Origin of the sequence: Vibrio pomeroyi (assembly GCF_024347595.1) — a bacterium.
GTDB lineage: Bacteria > Pseudomonadota > Gammaproteobacteria > Enterobacterales > Vibrionaceae > Vibrio > Vibrio pomeroyi.
Genome location: NZ_AP025506.1, coordinates 737807 through 755152 on the forward strand (window position 1 = coordinate 737807; position 17346 = coordinate 755152).

Annotated in this window: 17 protein-coding genes; 10 read left to right on the forward strand and 7 right to left on the reverse strand. The window is 44.1% G+C overall.

All coding sequences use genetic code 11. The annotated features are described in order from the left end of the window. Positions 1–66 precede the first annotated feature (66 nt). From csdA to OCV12_RS03240, 3 genes are all read right to left on the reverse strand, one after another. Positions 67–1278, reverse strand: coding sequence for a cysteine desulfurase CsdA (gene csdA / locus OCV12_RS03230; RefSeq protein WP_261885337.1), 1212 nt, complete (start codon positions 1276–1278; stop codon positions 67–69). An 86-nt stretch (positions 1279–1364) separates the two neighbouring features. After that, positions 1365–2258, reverse strand: coding sequence for a 2-dehydropantoate 2-reductase (panE, locus tag OCV12_RS03235; RefSeq protein WP_261885338.1), 894 nt, complete (start codon positions 2256–2258; stop codon positions 1365–1367). Between the two features lie 111 nt (positions 2259–2369). Then, entirely contained in the window at positions 2370–3191 is an 822-nt protein-coding gene (locus OCV12_RS03240) for a nucleoside-specific channel-forming Tsx family protein (RefSeq protein ID WP_239847284.1), read from the reverse strand. Between the two features lie 588 nt (positions 3192–3779). On the opposite strand from OCV12_RS03240, the gene OCV12_RS03245 reads away from it, so the two are divergent. Then, on the forward strand, positions 3780–5126 hold the full coding sequence (locus OCV12_RS03245) for a DUF4397 domain-containing protein (RefSeq protein WP_261885339.1): 1347 nt from the start codon (positions 3780–3782) through the stop codon (positions 5124–5126). Between the two features lie 78 nt (positions 5127–5204). Here the strand turns inward: OCV12_RS03245 and OCV12_RS03250 are convergent, their stop codons facing one another. The 4 genes from OCV12_RS03250 to OCV12_RS03265 form a co-directional block, all read right to left on the reverse strand. Then, a complete protein-coding gene (locus OCV12_RS03250; protein ID WP_261885340.1) occupies positions 5205–6563 on the reverse strand; it encodes an AmpG family muropeptide MFS transporter in 1359 nt (452 codons plus the stop codon). 53 nt (positions 6564–6616) lie between these two features. After that, complete coding sequence (locus OCV12_RS03255) at positions 6617–7165, reverse strand: peptidylprolyl isomerase (RefSeq protein ID WP_261885341.1); 549 nt, start codon at positions 7163–7165, stop codon at positions 6617–6619. Further along, positions 7165–7734: a YajG family lipoprotein gene (locus tag OCV12_RS03260; RefSeq protein WP_017631927.1), complete on the reverse strand. Its 570-nt coding sequence runs from the start codon at positions 7732–7734 to the stop codon at positions 7165–7167. The genes OCV12_RS03255 and OCV12_RS03260 overlap by 1 nt, the downstream gene beginning before the upstream one ends. A gap of 66 nt (positions 7735–7800) precedes the next feature. After that, complete coding sequence (locus tag OCV12_RS03265) at positions 7801–8952, reverse strand: methyltransferase (RefSeq protein WP_017631926.1); 1152 nt, start codon at positions 8950–8952, stop codon at positions 7801–7803. 174 nt (positions 8953–9126) lie between these two features. On the opposite strand from OCV12_RS03265, the gene bolA reads away from it, so the two are divergent. The 9 genes from bolA (at position 9127) to nqrM (ending at position 17246) form a co-directional block, all read left to right on the forward strand. After that, entirely contained in the window at positions 9127–9435 is a 309-nt protein-coding gene (bolA, locus tag OCV12_RS03270) for a transcriptional regulator BolA (RefSeq protein ID WP_086715969.1), read from the forward strand. Positions 9436–9956: 521 nt separating this feature from the next. Continuing rightward, positions 9957–11297 (forward strand): Na(+)-translocating NADH-quinone reductase subunit A, encoded by a 1341-nt coding sequence (locus OCV12_RS03275; RefSeq protein ID WP_128644399.1) that lies wholly within the window; start codon positions 9957–9959, stop codon positions 11295–11297. Between the two features lie 5 nt (positions 11298–11302). Continuing rightward, positions 11303–12547 (forward strand): NADH:ubiquinone reductase (Na(+)-transporting) subunit B, encoded by a 1245-nt coding sequence (locus OCV12_RS03280; protein ID WP_123306317.1) that lies wholly within the window; start codon positions 11303–11305, stop codon positions 12545–12547. Next, positions 12537–13304, forward strand: a complete 768-nt coding sequence (locus OCV12_RS03285) for a Na(+)-translocating NADH-quinone reductase subunit C (RefSeq protein ID WP_176681879.1) — start codon at positions 12537–12539, stop codon at positions 13302–13304. The genes OCV12_RS03280 and OCV12_RS03285 overlap by 11 nt, the downstream gene beginning before the upstream one ends. Further along, positions 13304–13936: an NADH:ubiquinone reductase (Na(+)-transporting) subunit D gene (locus OCV12_RS03290; RefSeq protein WP_008223083.1), complete on the forward strand. Its 633-nt coding sequence runs from the start codon at positions 13304–13306 to the stop codon at positions 13934–13936. Before OCV12_RS03285 ends, OCV12_RS03290 begins: the two co-directional genes overlap by 1 nt. 7 nt (positions 13937–13943) lie before the next feature. Further along, entirely contained in the window at positions 13944–14540 is a 597-nt protein-coding gene (nqrE, locus tag OCV12_RS03295; protein WP_009848375.1) for an NADH:ubiquinone reductase (Na(+)-transporting) subunit E, read from the forward strand. 29 nt (positions 14541–14569) lie between these two features. Then, a complete protein-coding gene (nqrF, locus tag OCV12_RS03300) occupies positions 14570–15796 on the forward strand; it encodes an NADH:ubiquinone reductase (Na(+)-transporting) subunit F (protein ID WP_017631923.1) in 1227 nt (408 codons plus the stop codon). 174 nt (positions 15797–15970) lie between these two features. Next, the gene (locus OCV12_RS03305) at positions 15971–16975 is read left to right on the forward strand and encodes an FAD:protein FMN transferase (protein ID WP_132762746.1); all 1005 of its coding nucleotides are present in this window, start codon (positions 15971–15973) and stop codon (positions 16973–16975) included. 16 nt (positions 16976–16991) lie between these two features. Continuing rightward, positions 16992–17246, forward strand: a complete 255-nt coding sequence (gene nqrM, locus OCV12_RS03310; RefSeq protein ID WP_004737624.1) for a (Na+)-NQR maturation NqrM — start codon at positions 16992–16994, stop codon at positions 17244–17246. Positions 17247–17346: the final 100 nt, after the last annotated feature.

Here is a 17346-nt window from a genome sequence, read left to right on the forward strand (position 1 = left end):
TATTCTAGAGGAGGGGGATGTCTGGCTCGAATAATTGAACCAGACATTAATATCTTTAGTGGTGATTTAGAGCATATCGACGGCTTTTTCAATGGCTGCAATTAGCTTTTCGACATCATCCATATTGTTGTAAATGCCAAAAGAAATTCGCACGGTTCCTTTTACGTTGAGCGCATCCATTAATGGGTGTGCACAGTGGTGACCAGCACGAACGGCAATACCTTGCTGATCCAATAGCGTCGCAATGTCTTGATGGTGAACGCCATCCATAACAAACGTAATCACACTAGAATTTGGTTTGTAACCAAGGATCTGGATGTCGTCCAACTGGATGAGGGCTTGATAGGTTTTCTGTTGTAGCTGGTGGATGTGCTCCTCGACATCTTGTTGATCAAATTGATGCAACCACTCTATTGCAGTACTCAAAGCAATAGCCCCTGCGACATTTGGTGTGCCCGCTTCAAATTTGCCCGGAAGTTCAGAAAAAGTAGTGCCAGAGAAAGAGACACGCTCAACCATCTTGCCACCACCATGCCAAGGTGGCATCGCTTCGAGCAATTCAAGTTTGCCGTAAAGCACACCAATACCAGCAGGAGCATAGAGTTTGTGCCCAGAGAATACGTAGAAATCCGCACCTAAAGTAGCGACATCCACTGGCTCATGAACAATGCCTTGCGCGCCATCGACCACAACAATAGCATCTATCTTATGGGCTTTCTCGATCACTTGCTCAATCGGTTGGCGAGTGCCAGTAACATTGGTTATCTGAGCCAGAGCAACAATCTTAGTTCGTTCTGTTAATAGAGAATCGAATGCATCAAGGTCGAATTCGCAGTCTGATGTCATTGGTACTTTTATGACTTTAGCACCGGTTTGTTCAGCCACAATTTGCCAAGGCACGATGTTGGCGTGGTGCTCCATTTCACTGACTAAGATCTCATCACCAGGTTGAAGGGTACTTCTTGCGTACGTTTGAGCAATGAGGTTAAGTGCTTCGGTGGCACCGCGAGTCCAAATAATCTCCTTTGAAGACGTAGCGCCAATAAACTGAGCGACCTTATCTCTTGCGGCTTCAAATTGACTGGTGGCTTGCGCGGTTAAGCTGTGGCTACCACGGTGAACATTGGCATTCTGCTTAGAGTAATATTGGCTAATGGCATCAATAACTACCTGAGGTTTTTGTGTGGTTGCCGCGCTGTCTAAGTAAATCAACGGTTGTTGGTTGATGGTTTGTGATAGCGCAGGAAACTGCTCTCGGATGTGATTGATATCAAGCATCTATTCTTACCTAAATCTTGGAAATTGGTGCCAGCATTACGCTGAGCGGTATCGTTATTTTATCGCGACTTGTTAAGCGTTGCTGACTAATCTTGATGATTCCAGCTATTTTCTCGTTCTTTAACCATTGCGAACAGCTTTTGGTTAGTAGGTACTTCTATTTGATGCTTGAGTGCAGTCTTTAAGAGGTGCCCGGTAATGAAGTCGATCTCAGTCTTTCTTTGATAGAACATATCTTGCTTCATTGAAGAGTTGTTCTGTGCAGTGGCGTGAATAACCTTGTTGACGCTTGCTTCTAACTCATCAAATGAACAAGCAATACTTTCCGCCTGCATTACTTGCGTGAGTTCGTGAACAATGGAATTTAGCGTTTCGCTGAAGCGTTGATCGACCAGTTCCCCATTCTTGACCTGTTCCAATCCAGTCAGTGGGTTGATAGCACAATTGATAGCGAGCTTAGTCCAAAGCGCAGTTTTTATCTCAGGGTTCCAACTCACGCTCGGTAGGGCGTGTTCCAACACATCAACCAAAAAAGTGCACTGCTGACCTTTGAGGTTAAATGCTCCCAGCTGAGTTTGACCTAACCCTGTGTGAGAGACGCTATTACGGTCGGGTTTAAAGGCTGCTTGGGTAGTGGTCGCTAATACTACCGGATGAGCATCAATTTGAGTGGCTATCTCGTCTACTGCTCCCATTCCGTTGTGCATGAACATAAGAATGGTGTCAGGGTCGAGATATTGAAGTAACGGAGTGGTGGCTTCTTTCACTTGCCAAGCCTTGACCGTGACGATCACTAAGTCACTCGCAGATAGCTTTTCGATATTGTTGTTACGGAAGGAGAGTGAAGTTTGCTCATCAAGTGATAGGTCTATAGAGTTGTCAGAAGATCGACTCCACAAAGAGACATTATGACCAGCTTGAAGTAGTTTTATGGCCCACAAAGAACCAATCGCTCCGGGTCCAACAATTGTGATGTTCACGGCAATTCCGAGATAAGAAAGAGATGCTGCAAGGATAGCGAGGCATTAAATGAAAGCAATAAAAAATGGCACCCGAGGGTGCCATTTAGGAAACTTTTCTTAGAAGTTCGATTAGAACTTGTAAGTTACTGCTAGGTAGTGACCTACACCAGAAGAGTCAACAGTTTGAGTCCATGGTAGTGCTTCACCATCTTCAAAGCCGTAGATATCTTTGTATAGTTTCAAACCGTAACCAACAGCAAATTGGTCTGAGTGCCAGTAAATACCGTTAAACATCGCACCGCCGTTTGACGTGTTAGTGTTGAACTTGTTACCAGCTTTATCTTCCATACCAAATTGGTAATCGATGTAACCTTGGTAAGAGATGAATGAACCGTTCTCGAAGAAGTAGAAAGGTTTGAACCAGTTAGTCGAGATTTGGAAGCCATTCCAATCTTTGTCATTACCGTAGTAAGAACCGTATAGGTTTAGGCCAACTTTACCGAACCATGGCACCATGATGTCAGAACCAAGACCGATCTTCTGGTTGTTTACGCCAGAGTTACCACCCCATTCCATAAGAGATGCAACGTAAAGTTCTTGAACTGGACCGAAAGAAAGATCTTTACCAGTTAGTCCGTCAAGAGACATACGAGGTGCGAATTTCATGAAGATTTTTTCTGCACCAGCTTTGTCGCTGCCTGGATCTGAAGTTAGGTTGAATACGTCAACATAACCATAAAGATCGAAGATTCCAGAGCGGCCGCCAAATTCCATCTCCAAGTAATCGTGAGTTGATTCTGGACCAGCGCCTTTCTCATCGATTGCAGCCATAAGGTTGAACTGCATCCACTTGTAATCGTTTTTGTGGATGTCGCCGTCAGAATAATCTGCTGCCATTACTGGAGCAGAAGTTGCTGCAAGTAGGCCAAGAGTTAAAAGTGATTTACGCATAATGGAACTCTCTATGTTTGAAATAAGTAACCCGCTAATCCGTGCGTGTTTATATGTCCGAATGCCGAGCATCATAGCGATTTTGTTCTCAAATAAAAGTGAGACGGAGTGAAAATTGCAATTATTATAGTGAGGTCGATCACACTAACGATCTAAATGATGGAACTTTAAGGTGGCAATGCATCCTGATGCACCCTGAGTTCTATTGATTTTGTGAAATCTGATTATTTTGTAGATAAATTGGTGAATTGCTGCTCTAAGCAAACGATTATACTAAATAGAGTGATATGCATATCAAAATCAACAGTATTCTTTTCTATGTAGTTTATCCCCAGAAAACGACTAAATCTCTCCTCAGTTAGATCCTCTCTTTGATCTATTTTTAACCAACTCCGTAATGGTGGGGGAATCAATTGATGAACAACTCATGTGATGAGTAATTTGGAATGTGAGCCTTATTACTTTTCCCATCACAGATATTATTGAGACAGTTCACTGCACTAAATACTGAGAGAGAGTATTTGAAGATTTTTTACTGAGCTTATCTTTTGTGTGACGAACTGGTCTAACTTTTTGGAGAGAAGACCGATGAAATATTCACCATTACTAGCGGTAGCAATATCAGCGCTGTTCATTGTCGGGTGTGATGATGACGATGAACCTACTACACAACTTCAAGCTGTTCATGCATCACCCGATGCTCCTTTAGCTAATGTTATCGTCGACAGTCAGGCTCGATGGACTGGTGTCGATTATGCTCAAGCGTCTGGGTACGCTTCAGTAACAGAAGGGCAGACTTCAGTGCAAGTTGATGTTCAACTTCCCGGAGAGGCCGTCGCAACAGTAATACCTCAAAGCCAATTTAACCTGAGCCAAGACCTAGATTATACGGTGATGGTGGTGGGCGATGCCGATGGCTCCAATAACCCTGTAGAGGCTTTGGTTGTTACTCGCCCAACTGCGGGTACGGCAACCAGTTCAAGTTTAGATGTGCAAGTAGTTCATGCAGCAACAGGTGTCGGCGATGTAAACTTGTATGTCACAGGTCCTAGTGATCCATTGGGTGTACCGTTGGGGACGTTGGCTTATAAAGATTTTACCGATGTGCTCAATATTCCTGCTGGTCAATATCGTGTGAGACTTGAAACAGTAAGCGGTAGTGCTATTGCGTTTGATTCAGGAGAGATCACTCTCCCTGCTGGTAGTGAGTTAACCATTGCAGCCGTACCGAGAGCAGATTCTAATAGTGCTTCACCTGTTAAATTGATGGTAATGGATGGGTCGGGATCATCTTTAATCTACGATATGGCAGAAACGGCAGAAGTCAGAGTAGGACATTTAGTTGATGGTGCTCCGGATGTAGACCCATTTGTAAATGGTTCGGCTTTTGCGCCTTTAGCCGATTTGATGTTCAAGGAAATCCGAGGATTTATCGATTTGGCTGTGGGAAGCTACGATATTGACATCTTTGCAGATGGTACTACAACTAATGCACTGATTGATGCGGATGGTGTCGCTGTATTTGCGGGTATGGATTACAGCATCTATGCGGTAGGGACAGTGAGTCCACTGAATTTGGAAGCCTTGGTTGTTCCAGAAAACCGTCGCCCGGTTGCGACCAGTGCAGTGTTAAACATTACGCACGCGGCGGCTAATCCAATTGCGGCTTCGGTTGATATTTACTTGACCGAGAACACGGGTATTGCTGGCAGCACTCCTGCGCTGAGTGATGTGAAATTTAAAGATTATGTGAATGGTATTTATGTTGCAGCGGGAACCTATTATGTAACGATTACCGTTGCAGGTGACCCATCAACAATAGCGGTTAATTCAGCACAGGCGATATTAGCTAATGGCGTGGTGTATCAAGTTGTGGCGATCGACGATTCGGTTGGCACAGGCTTTAACCTTATTGTGAGTGATACAACAGACTAGCGTTTACTAAATCATTAATGACAAAGTAAAAGAGGGTAGCGTGAAGCTACCCTCTTTCTATTCTGTCTTCTTTTTCTCTTATTCGTGGTTGGTTTTAGCTTTTTCTAGTAAATCTGTGAAAAAGTGGCGCAACGAATAGAGCATGATCAAACTTGGTATCACCATAAGCGCAGTAAGTATAAAGAAGGTTGACCAGTCATTGAGGTAATCAACCAATTCACCACTGAAGGAAGCCAGTGTGGTGCGACCGAAGTTACCTAAGGATGCGAGTAAGGCGTATTGTGTTGCTGAAAACGCTTGGCCTGTTAATAACGTTAGGAAAGAGACAAACGCAACGGTAGAAAAGGCAGTTGTGAAGTTGTCTACAATGATGGTTGCCAAGAACAAGGTTTCACTCGGGCCAGTCTGGGCGATCCACGCAAACATTAGATTACTTGCTGCCATTGCTACACCGCCGATCATCAGCCCGCGTACAATACCGAATTTCACATTGAAGACACTGCCTACCAAAGTGAAGAATATGGTTGCTCCCCAGCCAATTAACTTGGAGTAGTGACCGATCTGTTCGTTACTGAAACCTATCTCTTTATAGAAGGTGATCGACATGCGACCGAGGAAGGCTTCACCTATCTTAAATAGGAACACAAACAGCAATAGAGTAATGGCAACTTGAACGCCGTTTCTTTTGAAGAAATCATAAAACGGTTCAATTACCGTTACACTGAACCAAGCGACAAGCTTTGAGCCGACCACTTTATTGTGTCGCTGCTGTGCTTGTTCTTGTAGGGCTTCGCGTTGTGTAGTTGGCTCTCCGACAAAAAGAGTAAACAGCATTAATACAACAACGACACCTGCCATTCCGTAATACACACCATTCCAACCGATTGAGTCTGCATTAATAAAGGCAAGGTAGCCTGGTAGAGAATACCCTGTCCACCAACCAATTACGGCCATTGCAGAAGCTTGCGGCAGTTTTGATGCTTCGGATTTTGGGAAGGTATCAATACGAAATGCATCAATTGCGATGTCTTGCGTGGCTGAAGCAATGGCAATAGCGAGCGCCAACATTGAGGTAAACGCCAAATTCTCTGCGGGATTGACGCCTGCGATGAATAAGGTGCCGATTAAAACAATGGTTTGGCAGAAAAAGATCCAACTGCGGCGCTGGCCGAGTATTGCGTGAAGCACCGGCAGTTTTACTCGGTCTACCAATGGTGCCCATAAAAAGTTAATCGCATAGACGGCAAACACACTACCAAAGTAGCCAATGGCTGCTCGTGTTAAACCTGCATCTTTTAGCCAACCAGACATGTTGGATCCAATAAGAACCCATGGGAAGCCGCTCGAACAACCGAGCATAAACACCCAAAGTAGGCGTTTATCAAGGTAGCTGCGGAAAGTCTGCATCCAAGAAAGAGAGGGAGTGCCTGATGACATAGGGCGTCCTTGTATAGAAAAACGCCCTTAAGAAATAAGGGCGTTACATTGGATTACTTAAGAAGGGTCACTTTAGTGATGACGATTGGGTCGACTGGGATGTCTGACATGCGGCCCATTCGCTTGGTTGGAATCGTCGCCATCTTTTGAACAACATCAAAACCTTCAGTTACTTTGCCGAATACTGCGTAACCTGGGTTACCGCCTTTTGCGTTCAAGAAATCATTATCAGAGAAGTTAATGAAGAACTGGCGAGTCGCAGAGTCTGGCGCATTAGTACGAGCCATAGCGATTGTTGCAGTATCGTTCTTCAAGCCGTTGCTGCCTTCATTCTTGATAGGAGCATAAGTTGCTTGTTGATTCATGTCTTGATCGAAGCCGCCACCTTGCGCCATGAAACCAGGAATAACACGGTGGAAGATAGTACCTTCGTAGCTGCCGTCAACAACGTACTTTAGAAAGTTCTCAGCACTCACTGGTGCTTGCTCTTGGTTAAGCTCGATAGTGAAGTCGCCTAATGTTGTTTCTACGTTCACTTTAGGACCAGCCCAAACGCTCACGCTCACCAGCATTAGTGCAATAGAAGATAAAATGCGACCCATTAGAAACGTTCCTTCATGTAAGTTTGTAGCTCTTGGTCGTTGGCAATCTCTTTCAATACCAAGTTGATTACATCGTTAAGCACCATCGCGATATCATCATTTGAAGCGCTTAATGCACCTGTGCGAGTTGCAGTACCATTGAATGTTTTAACGAGCTTACCTTCCGGTGTCTCAGCCGTTACTTCAAGCGTTACTTTACCGTCCATTTGGTTTTCCATAATGGTGTGTTCTACGGTAACAAGTGCTTCTTGAATCTCTAAAACAATCGAGTTTTCGCTGTTTACGCTTGCACGGTAACCTTGAGACTCTAACTGTTGTGCTACCGCGTTCTCTAGAGAAATACGCATGTTCTGCTTAGCGTGAATTGGCTGAATATTTGAACGGCCACTATCAACCAGTGCAACGTATTGAGCGGCACGAACATCTTTACTTGTTAGTGTGTATGTTTTGCCTTGTACTAGGTTGCTTGAGCTTAGTGAAGCTTCTGGCATTACATTGATCTGTTCTTGCTGAGGGGCTGAACATGCTGTCAAAGCCATAATAGAAGCAGCCAAAATCAGTTTTTTCATTCCTTTATCCTTTCTAAATTCACACCAGAAGCTCGGTATCTTAAATTCTTGTGAAGTCGTTTCTGCTTATTTATTAAAATTCGCAGGTTCTCTTGTTGCTTGTAATATCTCAAATTTTTGGTTTAGTTCAAGCGTTTCAACGTTAGCTTCACCAAATAGTCTTGCTAGTTTGACATCGTATCCGAGGTGTCGGTTGCCAATAACAATTAATTTGCCTCCATTGCTTAGAACATGCTTTGCATCACAGAACATTTGCCATGCAATGTGATCAGTAATCGCTTGTTGCTGATGGAATGGAGGGTTACACATTACTAAGTAAGTGCTGTTTTTCTTAAAACCATCTAAACAGTTGTTGGCAATGAACTGGAAGTTACCTTCTTCACCAAGGTTATCCTTGACGTTTTGGCGTGCCGATTCCACCGCCATGAAGCTCTCATCAACACAAGTGATACGAGCCTGAGGGTTCAATTGTCCTGCTTTAACACTCAATACACCGTTACCACAGCCTAGGTCGATGATATGACGTAGCTCTGGATCTTGAGGGATGTGCTCTAGCATATAGCGAGCGCCTTGATCGAGTGCTTCGCCTGAGTAAACATTTGGTAAATTTTTCAAGCGGATATCTTCACCGTCTACATCCCACTCCACAAACGGCTCGACAGTTTGAACTGGTTGGCAATTTGGAGAAGAGAAAACCAAGCGGTGCTTTTTCTTCGCTAGCGAGGTTTTGGTCTCGCCTAGGTACTTCTCGAAAAGGTTAAGCGTAGAGGTGTGGATCTCTTTTACTTTGTTGACACCGATCACTTGGCAGCCTTCAGGCAGTGCTTGGCGTAGCTGACTTAACTGCCATACAAGGTGGCGGTTGGTCTTTGGTAGTTGCATGATCACAAGGTCGATACCGTGCGGGATATCATCCATGGTGTTTAAAAAGTTGACTCGATTACATTGATTACGCTGTAAGTTTTTTAGCGCACCGCGATGAGAAATAAATGAGTCGCTCATCATTGTGACATCATGATCTTTCGAGAACCAAGCGGATAGGGCACCAAAGCTGTCGTTCATGATCAGGATGTGTTTGCCAGGTTCAAGATTCATCTCTTCAACATGACTGATCAGGTATTCGTCGCCCGCATCCCAAGCTTGAAGGGTTTCATTTGAACGTTTAGGGAAACGATGTAAGGTCAAAGTTCTATCGTGAAGGGTAAGTTCGGTTTTCATTGCTTGAGATACTTATGTAAGGAATAACAAGGATATTGTCTCAAATGCAGGCTGAACAAGATAGAAAAAACTCAAGCAAACCTACGCCATTCGCTATCAAATACTCAGACAGTCGACCGCTTAGGGTTTATACTCACCCCACGGATAATGCCAATACGTTATTAAGGAATCACAATGATCCAAGAAGTTATCGAAACAAAATTGCACAATGAGTTTTCACCAAGTCATTTAAACGTGGTCAATGAGAGCTATATGCACAATGTTCCGGCCGGTTCTGAGAGTCATTTTAAAGTGATTGTTGTCAGTGATGTGTTTGAAGGTTTACGTCTTATTGCTCGTCATCGAGCGATAAATAAAGCACTTTCAGAAGAGTTAGCGAATAATATTCACGCACTGTCCATTCACACTTATACAAAAGATGAATGGATGAAGCAGCTCGATAACGTGCCAGACAGCCCTATGTGTATGGGTGGTGGCAAGTAACACAACGAGCATATTGAGAAAAGGCGGCGATGCCGCCTTTTTTGTCGCCAAACCTATGTGTTTTTCGTTGTTATATCACTCAAACTGATGGCAATTTGAACGACTAAAAATACCTACAATGAGTAATGTTTTTATTAACAGTGTTTCAACATAACTCGTAAAATATTAGTTTGTGACAGAGTATTAATCTCTTGTTTAAAACACGTTTCAAAAGCCATTTTATCTGTGCGGCTCGTCAAATTTATACATATTTGAGAGTCCATATGCTTCAAATCTCACCAAATAAAGGCGGTATTCAAGTTATTGGTCATGGCATCAAGTTGTCAAAAAATGCTAGAATACGGCACCTGATAAATCTCACATGTTTCGTGTGATGAGTTTATTAAGATAATGTTGCGATTTTGGTATCTCAAATTTACCAAAACCGGACACTGTAATGTCGTGTCTAAGGGCGATTTTAAAACGTCCTGAATTTACGCAATTAAAAGAATCTTTTTCCCGATAAAGTAGTGCAAGTGCGTATGATTACAATAAAGAAGGGTTTGGATCTTCCTATCGCAGGAACTCCATCCCAGGTGATTAATGATGGTAAGTCCATCACTAAAGTCGCCTTGCTTGGCGAAGAGTACGTTGGTATGCGTCCTACGATGCATGCTCGCGTTGGTGATGAAGTGAAGAAAGGCCAAGTTCTTTTTGCAGATAAAAAGAACCCAGGTGTTGTATTTACTTCTCCAGCAAGCGGTAAAGTTATTGAAGTGAACCGTGGTGCTAAGCGTGTTCTTCAATCAGTAGTGATTGAAGTAGCAGGCAATGAGCAAATCACGTTCAATAGCTATGAAGCTAACCAACTAGCAGGTCTTGACCGTGAAACGGTTAAAACTCAGTTAGTTGAGTCTGGCGCATGGACCGCTTTGCGAACTCGTCCGTTCAGCAAGGTTCCAGCAGTTGATTCTGAAACTCAGGCTATTTTCGTTACTGCTATGGATACTAATCCACTAGCAGCTGAGCCAGAATTAATCATTAACGAGCAGTCTGATGCTTTCGTTGCTGGTTTAGATCTTCTTTCAACTCTGACTAACGGTAAAGTGTACGTTTGTAAAAAAGGTACTAGCTTACCTCGTTCAGCTCAGTCTAACGTTGAAGAACATGTTTTTGATGGCCCACACCCTGCAGGTCTTGCAGGCACGCATATGCATTACCTATACCCGGTAAATGCACAAAATGTAGCGTGGAGCATTAACTACCAAGATGTTATCGCATTCGGTAAGCTTTTCCTTACTGGTGAGATTTACTCTGAGCGTGTTGTTTCTCTGGCTGGTCCAGTGGTTAACAACCCACGTCTAGTTCGTACTCAAATTGGTGCTAGCCTTGAAGAGTTGACTGACAGCGAGTTAATGCCAGGCGAAGTTCGTGTGATTTCTGGTTCTGTACTTACAGGTACTGAAGCAACAGGTCCACATGCTTTCCTTGGTCGTTACCATCAGCAAGTTTCTGTTCTACGTGAAGGTCGTGATAAAGAGCTATTCGGCTGGGCTATGCCTGGTAAGAACAAGTTCTCTGTTACTCGTTCATTCCTTGGTCACCTGTTTAAAGGTCAGTTGTTCAACATGACAACGACAACAAACGGTAGTGACCGCTCAATGGTTCCAATCGGTAACTACGAGCGCGTAATGCCTCTAGATATGGAACCTACATTGCTGCTTCGTGATCTATGTGCAGGCGACGTTGATAGTGCTCAAGCACTAGGTGCGCTAGAACTAGACGAAGAAGATGTAGCATTGTGTACCTTTGTATGTCCAGGTAAGTACGAGTACGGTCAACTACTTCGTGAATGCCTAGATACGATTGAGAAGGAAGGGTAATTTTCATGGGCCTTAAAAAGTTTCTTGAAGACATCGAGCATCATTTTGAGCCAGGTGGTAAACACGAGAAGTGGTTTGCGCTTTACGAAGCAGCAGCGACTGTGTTCTACACACCAGGTCTTATTACAAAGAAAAGCTCGCACGTTCGTGATAGCGTTGATTTAAAACGTATCATGATCATGGTTTGGTTCGCGGTATTCCCAGCAATGTTCTGGGGTATGTACAACGCGGGTGGCCAAGCTATCGCAGCACTTAACCATATGTACGCAGGCGCTGAACTAGCATCTGTTATCGATGGTAACTGGCACTACTGGCTAACCGAAATGCTTGGCGCCTCCTTAGGAGCCGATGCTGGTGTTGGCAGTAAGATGCTACTTGGTGCGACTTACTTCCTACCTATCTACGCAACGGTATTCATCGTTGGTGGTTTCTGGGAAGTTCTGTTCTGTATGGTGCGTAAACACGAAGTAAACGAAGGTTTCTTTGTTACTTCTATCTTATTCGCGCTTATCGTTCCGCCAACACTTCCTCTATGGCAAGCAGCACTAGGTATTACCTTCGGTGTTGTTGTAGCGAAAGAGATCTTCGGTGGTACGGGTCGTAACTTCCTGAACCCTGCACTTGCTGGCCGTGCGTTCCTATTCTTTGCATACCCTGCACAGATTTCAGGTGACGTAGTTTGGACTGCTGCAGACGGTTTCTCTGGTGCAACTGCTCTTAGCCAATGGGCTCAAGGCGGCGGTAGCGCACTAATGAACGTTACATCTGGTGAAGCAATCACTTGGATGGATGCATTCATTGGTAACATCCCAGGTTCTATCGGTGAAGTTTCGACTCTAGCACTTATGATTGGTGCAGCGATGATCGTTTACATGCGTATCGCTTCATGGCGCATCATTGCTGGTGTAATGATCGGTATGATTGCTGTGTCTACGCTGTTTAACGTGATCGGTTCTGATACTAACGCAATGTTCAGTATGCCTTGGCACTGGCACCTAGTTCTAGGTGGCTTCGCATTCGGTATGTTCTTCATGGCGACAGACCCAGTATCAGCTTCATTTACCAACAATGGTAAGTGGTGGTACGGCATCCTAATCGGCGCAATGTGTGTAATGATCCGTGTAGTTAACCCTGCATACCCAGAAGGCATGATGCTTGCGATTCTGTTCGCAAACCTATTTGCTCCTCTGTTTGACCACGTTGTAATCGAGAAGAACATTAAGCGGAGACTAGCGCGCTATGGCAAGTAATAACGATAGCATTAAAAAGACGCTGTTTGTTGTTATCGCATTGAGCCTAGTGTGCTCAATCATCGTTTCAACAGCTGCAGTTGTTCTTAAACCTAAGCAACAAGCTAACGCAGTTCTGGATCAGCAAACTAAGATCCTTGAAGTTGCGGGCATTGACCTTGCAGGTGATATTCCAGCGTTGTACGCAGAGAACATCGAACCTCGTCTAGTTGATTTCGCTACTGGCGATTTCGTTGACGGCGATGCTGCTGCATACGACCAACGTAAAGCGGCAAAAGATCCAGCTCAGTCAATCAAGCTTTCAGCTGAAGAAGACATTGCTAAGATCCTTCGTCGTGCTAACACAGGTACTGTATACCTTGTGAAAGATGGCGCTGAAACTTCTAAAGTTATCATCCCTGTTCACGGTAACGGCCTATGGTCAATGATGTACGCATTCGTTGCGGTAGAAACTGATGGCAACACAGTTTCTGGTATCACTTACTACGAGCAAGGTGAAACTCCTGGACTTGGTGGTGAGGTTGAGAACCCAACTTGGCGCGCTCAATTCGTTGGTAAGAAATTATTCGACGAAAACCACAAACCTGCTATTCAGGTTGTTAAAGGTGGCGCTCCTCAAGGTTCTGAGCACGGTGTAGATGGCCTTTCTGGTGCAACACTGACTAGCGTTGGTGTTCAACATACATTTGACTTCTGGTTAGGTGATATGGGCTTTGGTCCGTTCCTAGCAAAAGTTCGTGACGGAGGTCTGAACTAATGTCTAGTGCAAAAGAAATTAAAAAGAGCATCTTAGCGCCGGTGTTGGACAACAACCCAATCGCGCTACAGGTTCTTGGTGTGTGTTCTGCTCTTGCGGTAACCACTAAGCTAGAAACAGCATTTGTTATGACTATCGCGGTAATGTTCGTTACTGCTCTGTCTAACTTCTTCGTTTCTTTGATCCGTAACCATATTCCTAACAGTGTGCGTATCATCGTTCAGATGGCAATTATCGCATCATTAGTAATCGTGGTAGACCAAGTGCTTAAAGCATACCTATACGATATCTCTAAGCAGCTATCTGTATTCGTAGGCTTAATCATTACTAACTGTATTGTAATGGGTCGTGCTGAAGCATTCGCAATGAAGTCTGCACCAATCCCATCTCTAATCGATGGTCTTGGTAACGGTCTTGGTTACGGTTTCGTTCTTATCACTGTTGGTTTCTTCCGTGAGCTTCTAGGCTCTGGCAAACTATTTGGTATGGAAGTACTACCTCTAGTGAGCAACGGTGGTTGGTATCAGCCAAACGGCTTGATGCTTCTAGCACCTTCTGCGTTCTTCCTAATTGGTTTCTTGATTTGGGCAATTCGTGTGTTCAAACCAGAACAAGTAGAAGCGAAGGGGTAAGGTAGTCATGGAACATTATATTAGTCTGCTAGTTAAATCGATTTTCATCGAAAACATGGCGCTTTCTTTCTTCCTAGGTATGTGTACATTCCTAGCGGTATCTAAGAAAGTTAAAACTTCTTTTGGTCTTGGTGTTGCGGTAGTTGTAGTACTTACAATCGCTGTTCCTGTAAACAACCTTGTTTACACGCACATCCTAAAAGAAAACGCGCTTGTTGAAGGTGTCGATTTAAGTTTCCTTAACTTCATCGCATTCATCGGTGTTATCGCGGCACTTGTACAAATCCTAGAGATGGTTCTAGACCGTTTCTTCCCACCTTTGTACAACGCACTAGGTATCTTCCTTCCACTGATCACAGTTAACTGTGCAATCTTTGGTGGTGTATCTTTCATGGTAACTCGTGACTACAACTTTGCTGAATCTGTTGTTTACGGCTTCGGTTCTGGTGTGGGTTGGATGTTAGCTATCGTTGCTCTTGCGGGTATCCGTGAGAAGATGAAGTACTCTGACGTTCCTCCAGGTCTTCGTGGCCTTGGTATCACGTTCATTACTGTTGGTCTGATGGCGTTAGGCTTTATGTCTTTCTCTGGTGTTCAACTGTAGGGTAAGCACCCAGTAATAAGGAATAACAAATGCAAAGCATTATTCTTGGCGTAGCGATGTTTACCATTATTGTATTGGCTCTAGTACTAGTGATTCTTTTCGCTAAGTCTAAGTTAGTACCATCAGGTGACATCACTATTGCTGTAAACGGCGACCCTGAAAAGGCGATCGTTACTCAACCTGGTAGCAAGCTACTTGGTGCCTTAGCTGGCGCTGGTATCTTCGTATCTTCTGCTTGTGGTGGCGGCGGCTCTTGTGGTCAGTGTCGTGTAAAAGTTAAGTCTGGTGGTGGCGACATCCTACCAACTGAACTTGATCACATCACTAAAGGCGAAGCTCGCGAAGGCGAACGTCTTGCATGTCAAGTTGCTATGAAAACTGACATGGAGATTGAACTAGACGAAGATATCTTTGGTGTTAAAAAGTGGGAATGTACTGTTATCTCGAATAACAACGAAGCTACTTTCATCAAAGAACTTGCACTAGCAATCCCTGAAGGTGAAGAAGTTCCGTTCCGCGCGGGTGGTTACATTCAGATTGAAGCTGAACCACATCACGTGAAATACGCAGATTACGATATTCCTGAGGAATACCGTGGTGACTGGGATAAGTTCAACTTGTTCCGTTACGAGTCTATCGTTAAAGAGCATTCGATCCGTGCTTACTCTATGGCTTCATACCCAGAAGAGAAAGGCATCATCAAGCTTAACGTGCGTATCGCAACTCCGCCGCCAAACAACCCTGACGTAGCTCCTGGTGTGATGTCTTCATACATCTGGTCTCTTAAAGAAGGCGACAAATGTACTATTTCTGGTCCATTTGGTGAGTTCTTTGCTAAAGACACAGACAATGAAATGGTATTCATCGGTGGTGGTGCAGGTATGGCGCCAATGCGTTCACATATCTTCGACCAACTTAAGCGTCTTAACTCTACTCGTAAGATGTCTTACTGGTACGGTGCACGTTCTAAGCGTGAGATGTTCTACATTGAAGACTTCGATGGCCTAGCGGCTGCAAACGAGAACTTCGTGTGGCACTGTGCACTGTCTGATCCTCAACCTGAGGACAACTGGGACGGTTACACTGGTTTCATCCACAACGTATTGTACGAAAACTACCTGAAGGATCACGAAGCTCCTGAAGACTGTGAGTACTACATGTGTGGTCCACCAATGATGAACGCGGCTGTTATCGGCATGCTGAAAGATCTTGGTGTAGAAGATGAAAACATCCTACTAGATGACTTCGGTGGTTAATCCACTTAAGTGACTGATATTATGGCTGACTCCTGCGAGTCAGCCATTTGTTTTTCTAAGACTGCTTTTGACAACATACTGACTTATATAAGAAAGAGTAAGGTATTCGAAAGACCTATTTTTTACTCTTATTTTTCCTTATATAAATCCTCAACATTAGACAGGAGTAAGCAAGTGAGAATTTGGCTTGTTGCATTAACTTCTTTGATTTTTCTTGCGGGCTGTGAACAGCCAAGAGAGCAAGTGCATTTAAGTGGCCCAACTATGGGTACTAGCTACAATATTAAATACATCAACGGTGATGAATTTCCTGAGTCTAATGAAGTTCATACCGAGATCGATCGTCTACTTGAAGAAGTGAACGACCAGATGTCGACCTACCGTGAAGACTCTGAACTAAGCCGCTTTAACCAACACAAAGGCGCGGATGCTTTCGAAGTATCGGAACAAACTGCGACTGTTGTGAAAGAAGCGATTCGTTTGAACGGTCTTACTGAAGGTGCATTGGATGTGACGGTTGGTCCATTAGTTAACCTTTGGGGTTTTGGTCCTGAAGCACGTCCTGAAGTGGTGCCAACAGATGAAGAACTGGCAGCTCGTAAAGCAAAAGTAGGTATTCACCACCTAAGTGTTGAAGGCAATAAGCTGACTAAAGATCTACCGAACCTGTATGTTGACCTTTCAACCATCGCAAAAGGTTGGGGTGTGGATGTGGTTGCTGACTACCTTGATTCAATCGGCATTCATAACTATATGGTTGAAGTGGGTGGTGAAATCCGCCTGAAAGGCCTAAACCGTGAAAGTGTAGGCTGGCGTATTGCTATCGAGAAGCCAAGTGTCGATGAACGCAACATTCAAGAGATCATCGAACCGGGTGATATGGCAATCGCAACATCGGGTGATTACCGTAACTACTTTGAACGTGATGGTGTTCGTTACTCACACATCATCAATCCAGAAACAGGAAAACCTCTTCATCATAAAGTGGTTTCTGTAACTGTTTTAAACCCGTCTTCAATGACTGCAGACGGCTTATCTACGGGCCTTATGGTCTTAGGTGAGGAGAAAGGAATGGAAGTCGCAAACCAACATAACATCCCTGTGTTCATGGTGGTAAAAACAGCAGATGGCTTTAAAGAGATTGCTTCTGAAGCATTTAAGCCATACTTAGGTAAATAAGGTAAGCGAGATAATTATGAATACATTTCTGATTACATTTGGTGTTTTTCTAGCAGTGATCACAGCAATGTCGATTGGCTACATTATCCAAAAGAAAGTTGTGAAAGGCAGCTGTGGTGGCTTGGGTGCTGTTGGCATTGATAAAGTATGTAACTGCCCAGAACCTTGTGATGCACGTAAAAAACGTGAAGCACGTGAAGCATACCGCGAAGAGAAGCTTGCGGAGCGTCAGCAAAAAGAAGCGGCTTGGAACAAAGATCGTATCGCTTAATTGGTGATGCTGATTAGGAGTTAATTCGGCTCCCCAAAAAGCAAAGAGCCCAAGGTTAACGCCTTGGGCTCTTTTCGTTTCTACGCTTTCTTAGTACCAC

Excerpts from the sequence above, each read along its gene's own strand:
- csdA (WP_261885337.1), bottom strand. The coding sequence starts at position 1,278 with ATGCTTGATATCAATCACATCCGAGAGCAGTTTCCTGCGCTATCACAA.
- OCV12_RS03240 (WP_239847284.1), bottom strand. The coding sequence starts at position 3,191 with ATGCGTAAATCACTTTTAACTCTTGGCCTACTTGCAGCAACTTCTGCT.
- OCV12_RS03245 (WP_261885339.1), top strand. The coding sequence starts at position 3,780 with ATGAAATATTCACCATTACTAGCGGTAGCAATATCAGCGCTGTTCATT.
- OCV12_RS03250 (WP_261885340.1), bottom strand. The coding sequence starts at position 6,563 with ATGTCATCAGGCACTCCCTCTCTTTCTTGGATGCAGACTTTCCGCAGC.
- OCV12_RS03255 (WP_261885341.1), bottom strand. The coding sequence starts at position 7,165 with ATGGGTCGCATTTTATCTTCTATTGCACTAATGCTGGTGAGCGTGAGC.
- OCV12_RS03260 (WP_017631927.1), bottom strand. The coding sequence starts at position 7,734 with ATGAAAAAACTGATTTTGGCTGCTTCTATTATGGCTTTGACAGCATGT.
- OCV12_RS03265 (WP_017631926.1), bottom strand. The coding sequence starts at position 8,952 with ATGAAAACCGAACTTACCCTTCACGATAGAACTTTGACCTTACATCGT.
- bolA (WP_086715969.1), top strand. The coding sequence starts at position 9,127 with ATGATCCAAGAAGTTATCGAAACAAAATTGCACAATGAGTTTTCACCA.
- OCV12_RS03275 (WP_128644399.1), top strand. The coding sequence starts at position 9,957 with ATGATTACAATAAAGAAGGGTTTGGATCTTCCTATCGCAGGAACTCCA.
- OCV12_RS03280 (WP_123306317.1), top strand. The coding sequence starts at position 11,303 with ATGGGCCTTAAAAAGTTTCTTGAAGACATCGAGCATCATTTTGAGCCA.
- OCV12_RS03285 (WP_176681879.1), top strand. The coding sequence starts at position 12,537 with ATGGCAAGTAATAACGATAGCATTAAAAAGACGCTGTTTGTTGTTATC.
- OCV12_RS03290 (WP_008223083.1), top strand. The coding sequence starts at position 13,304 with ATGTCTAGTGCAAAAGAAATTAAAAAGAGCATCTTAGCGCCGGTGTTG.
- nqrE (WP_009848375.1), top strand. The coding sequence starts at position 13,944 with ATGGAACATTATATTAGTCTGCTAGTTAAATCGATTTTCATCGAAAAC.
- nqrF (WP_017631923.1), top strand. The coding sequence starts at position 14,570 with ATGCAAAGCATTATTCTTGGCGTAGCGATGTTTACCATTATTGTATTG.
- nqrM (WP_004737624.1), top strand. The coding sequence starts at position 16,992 with ATGAATACATTTCTGATTACATTTGGTGTTTTTCTAGCAGTGATCACA.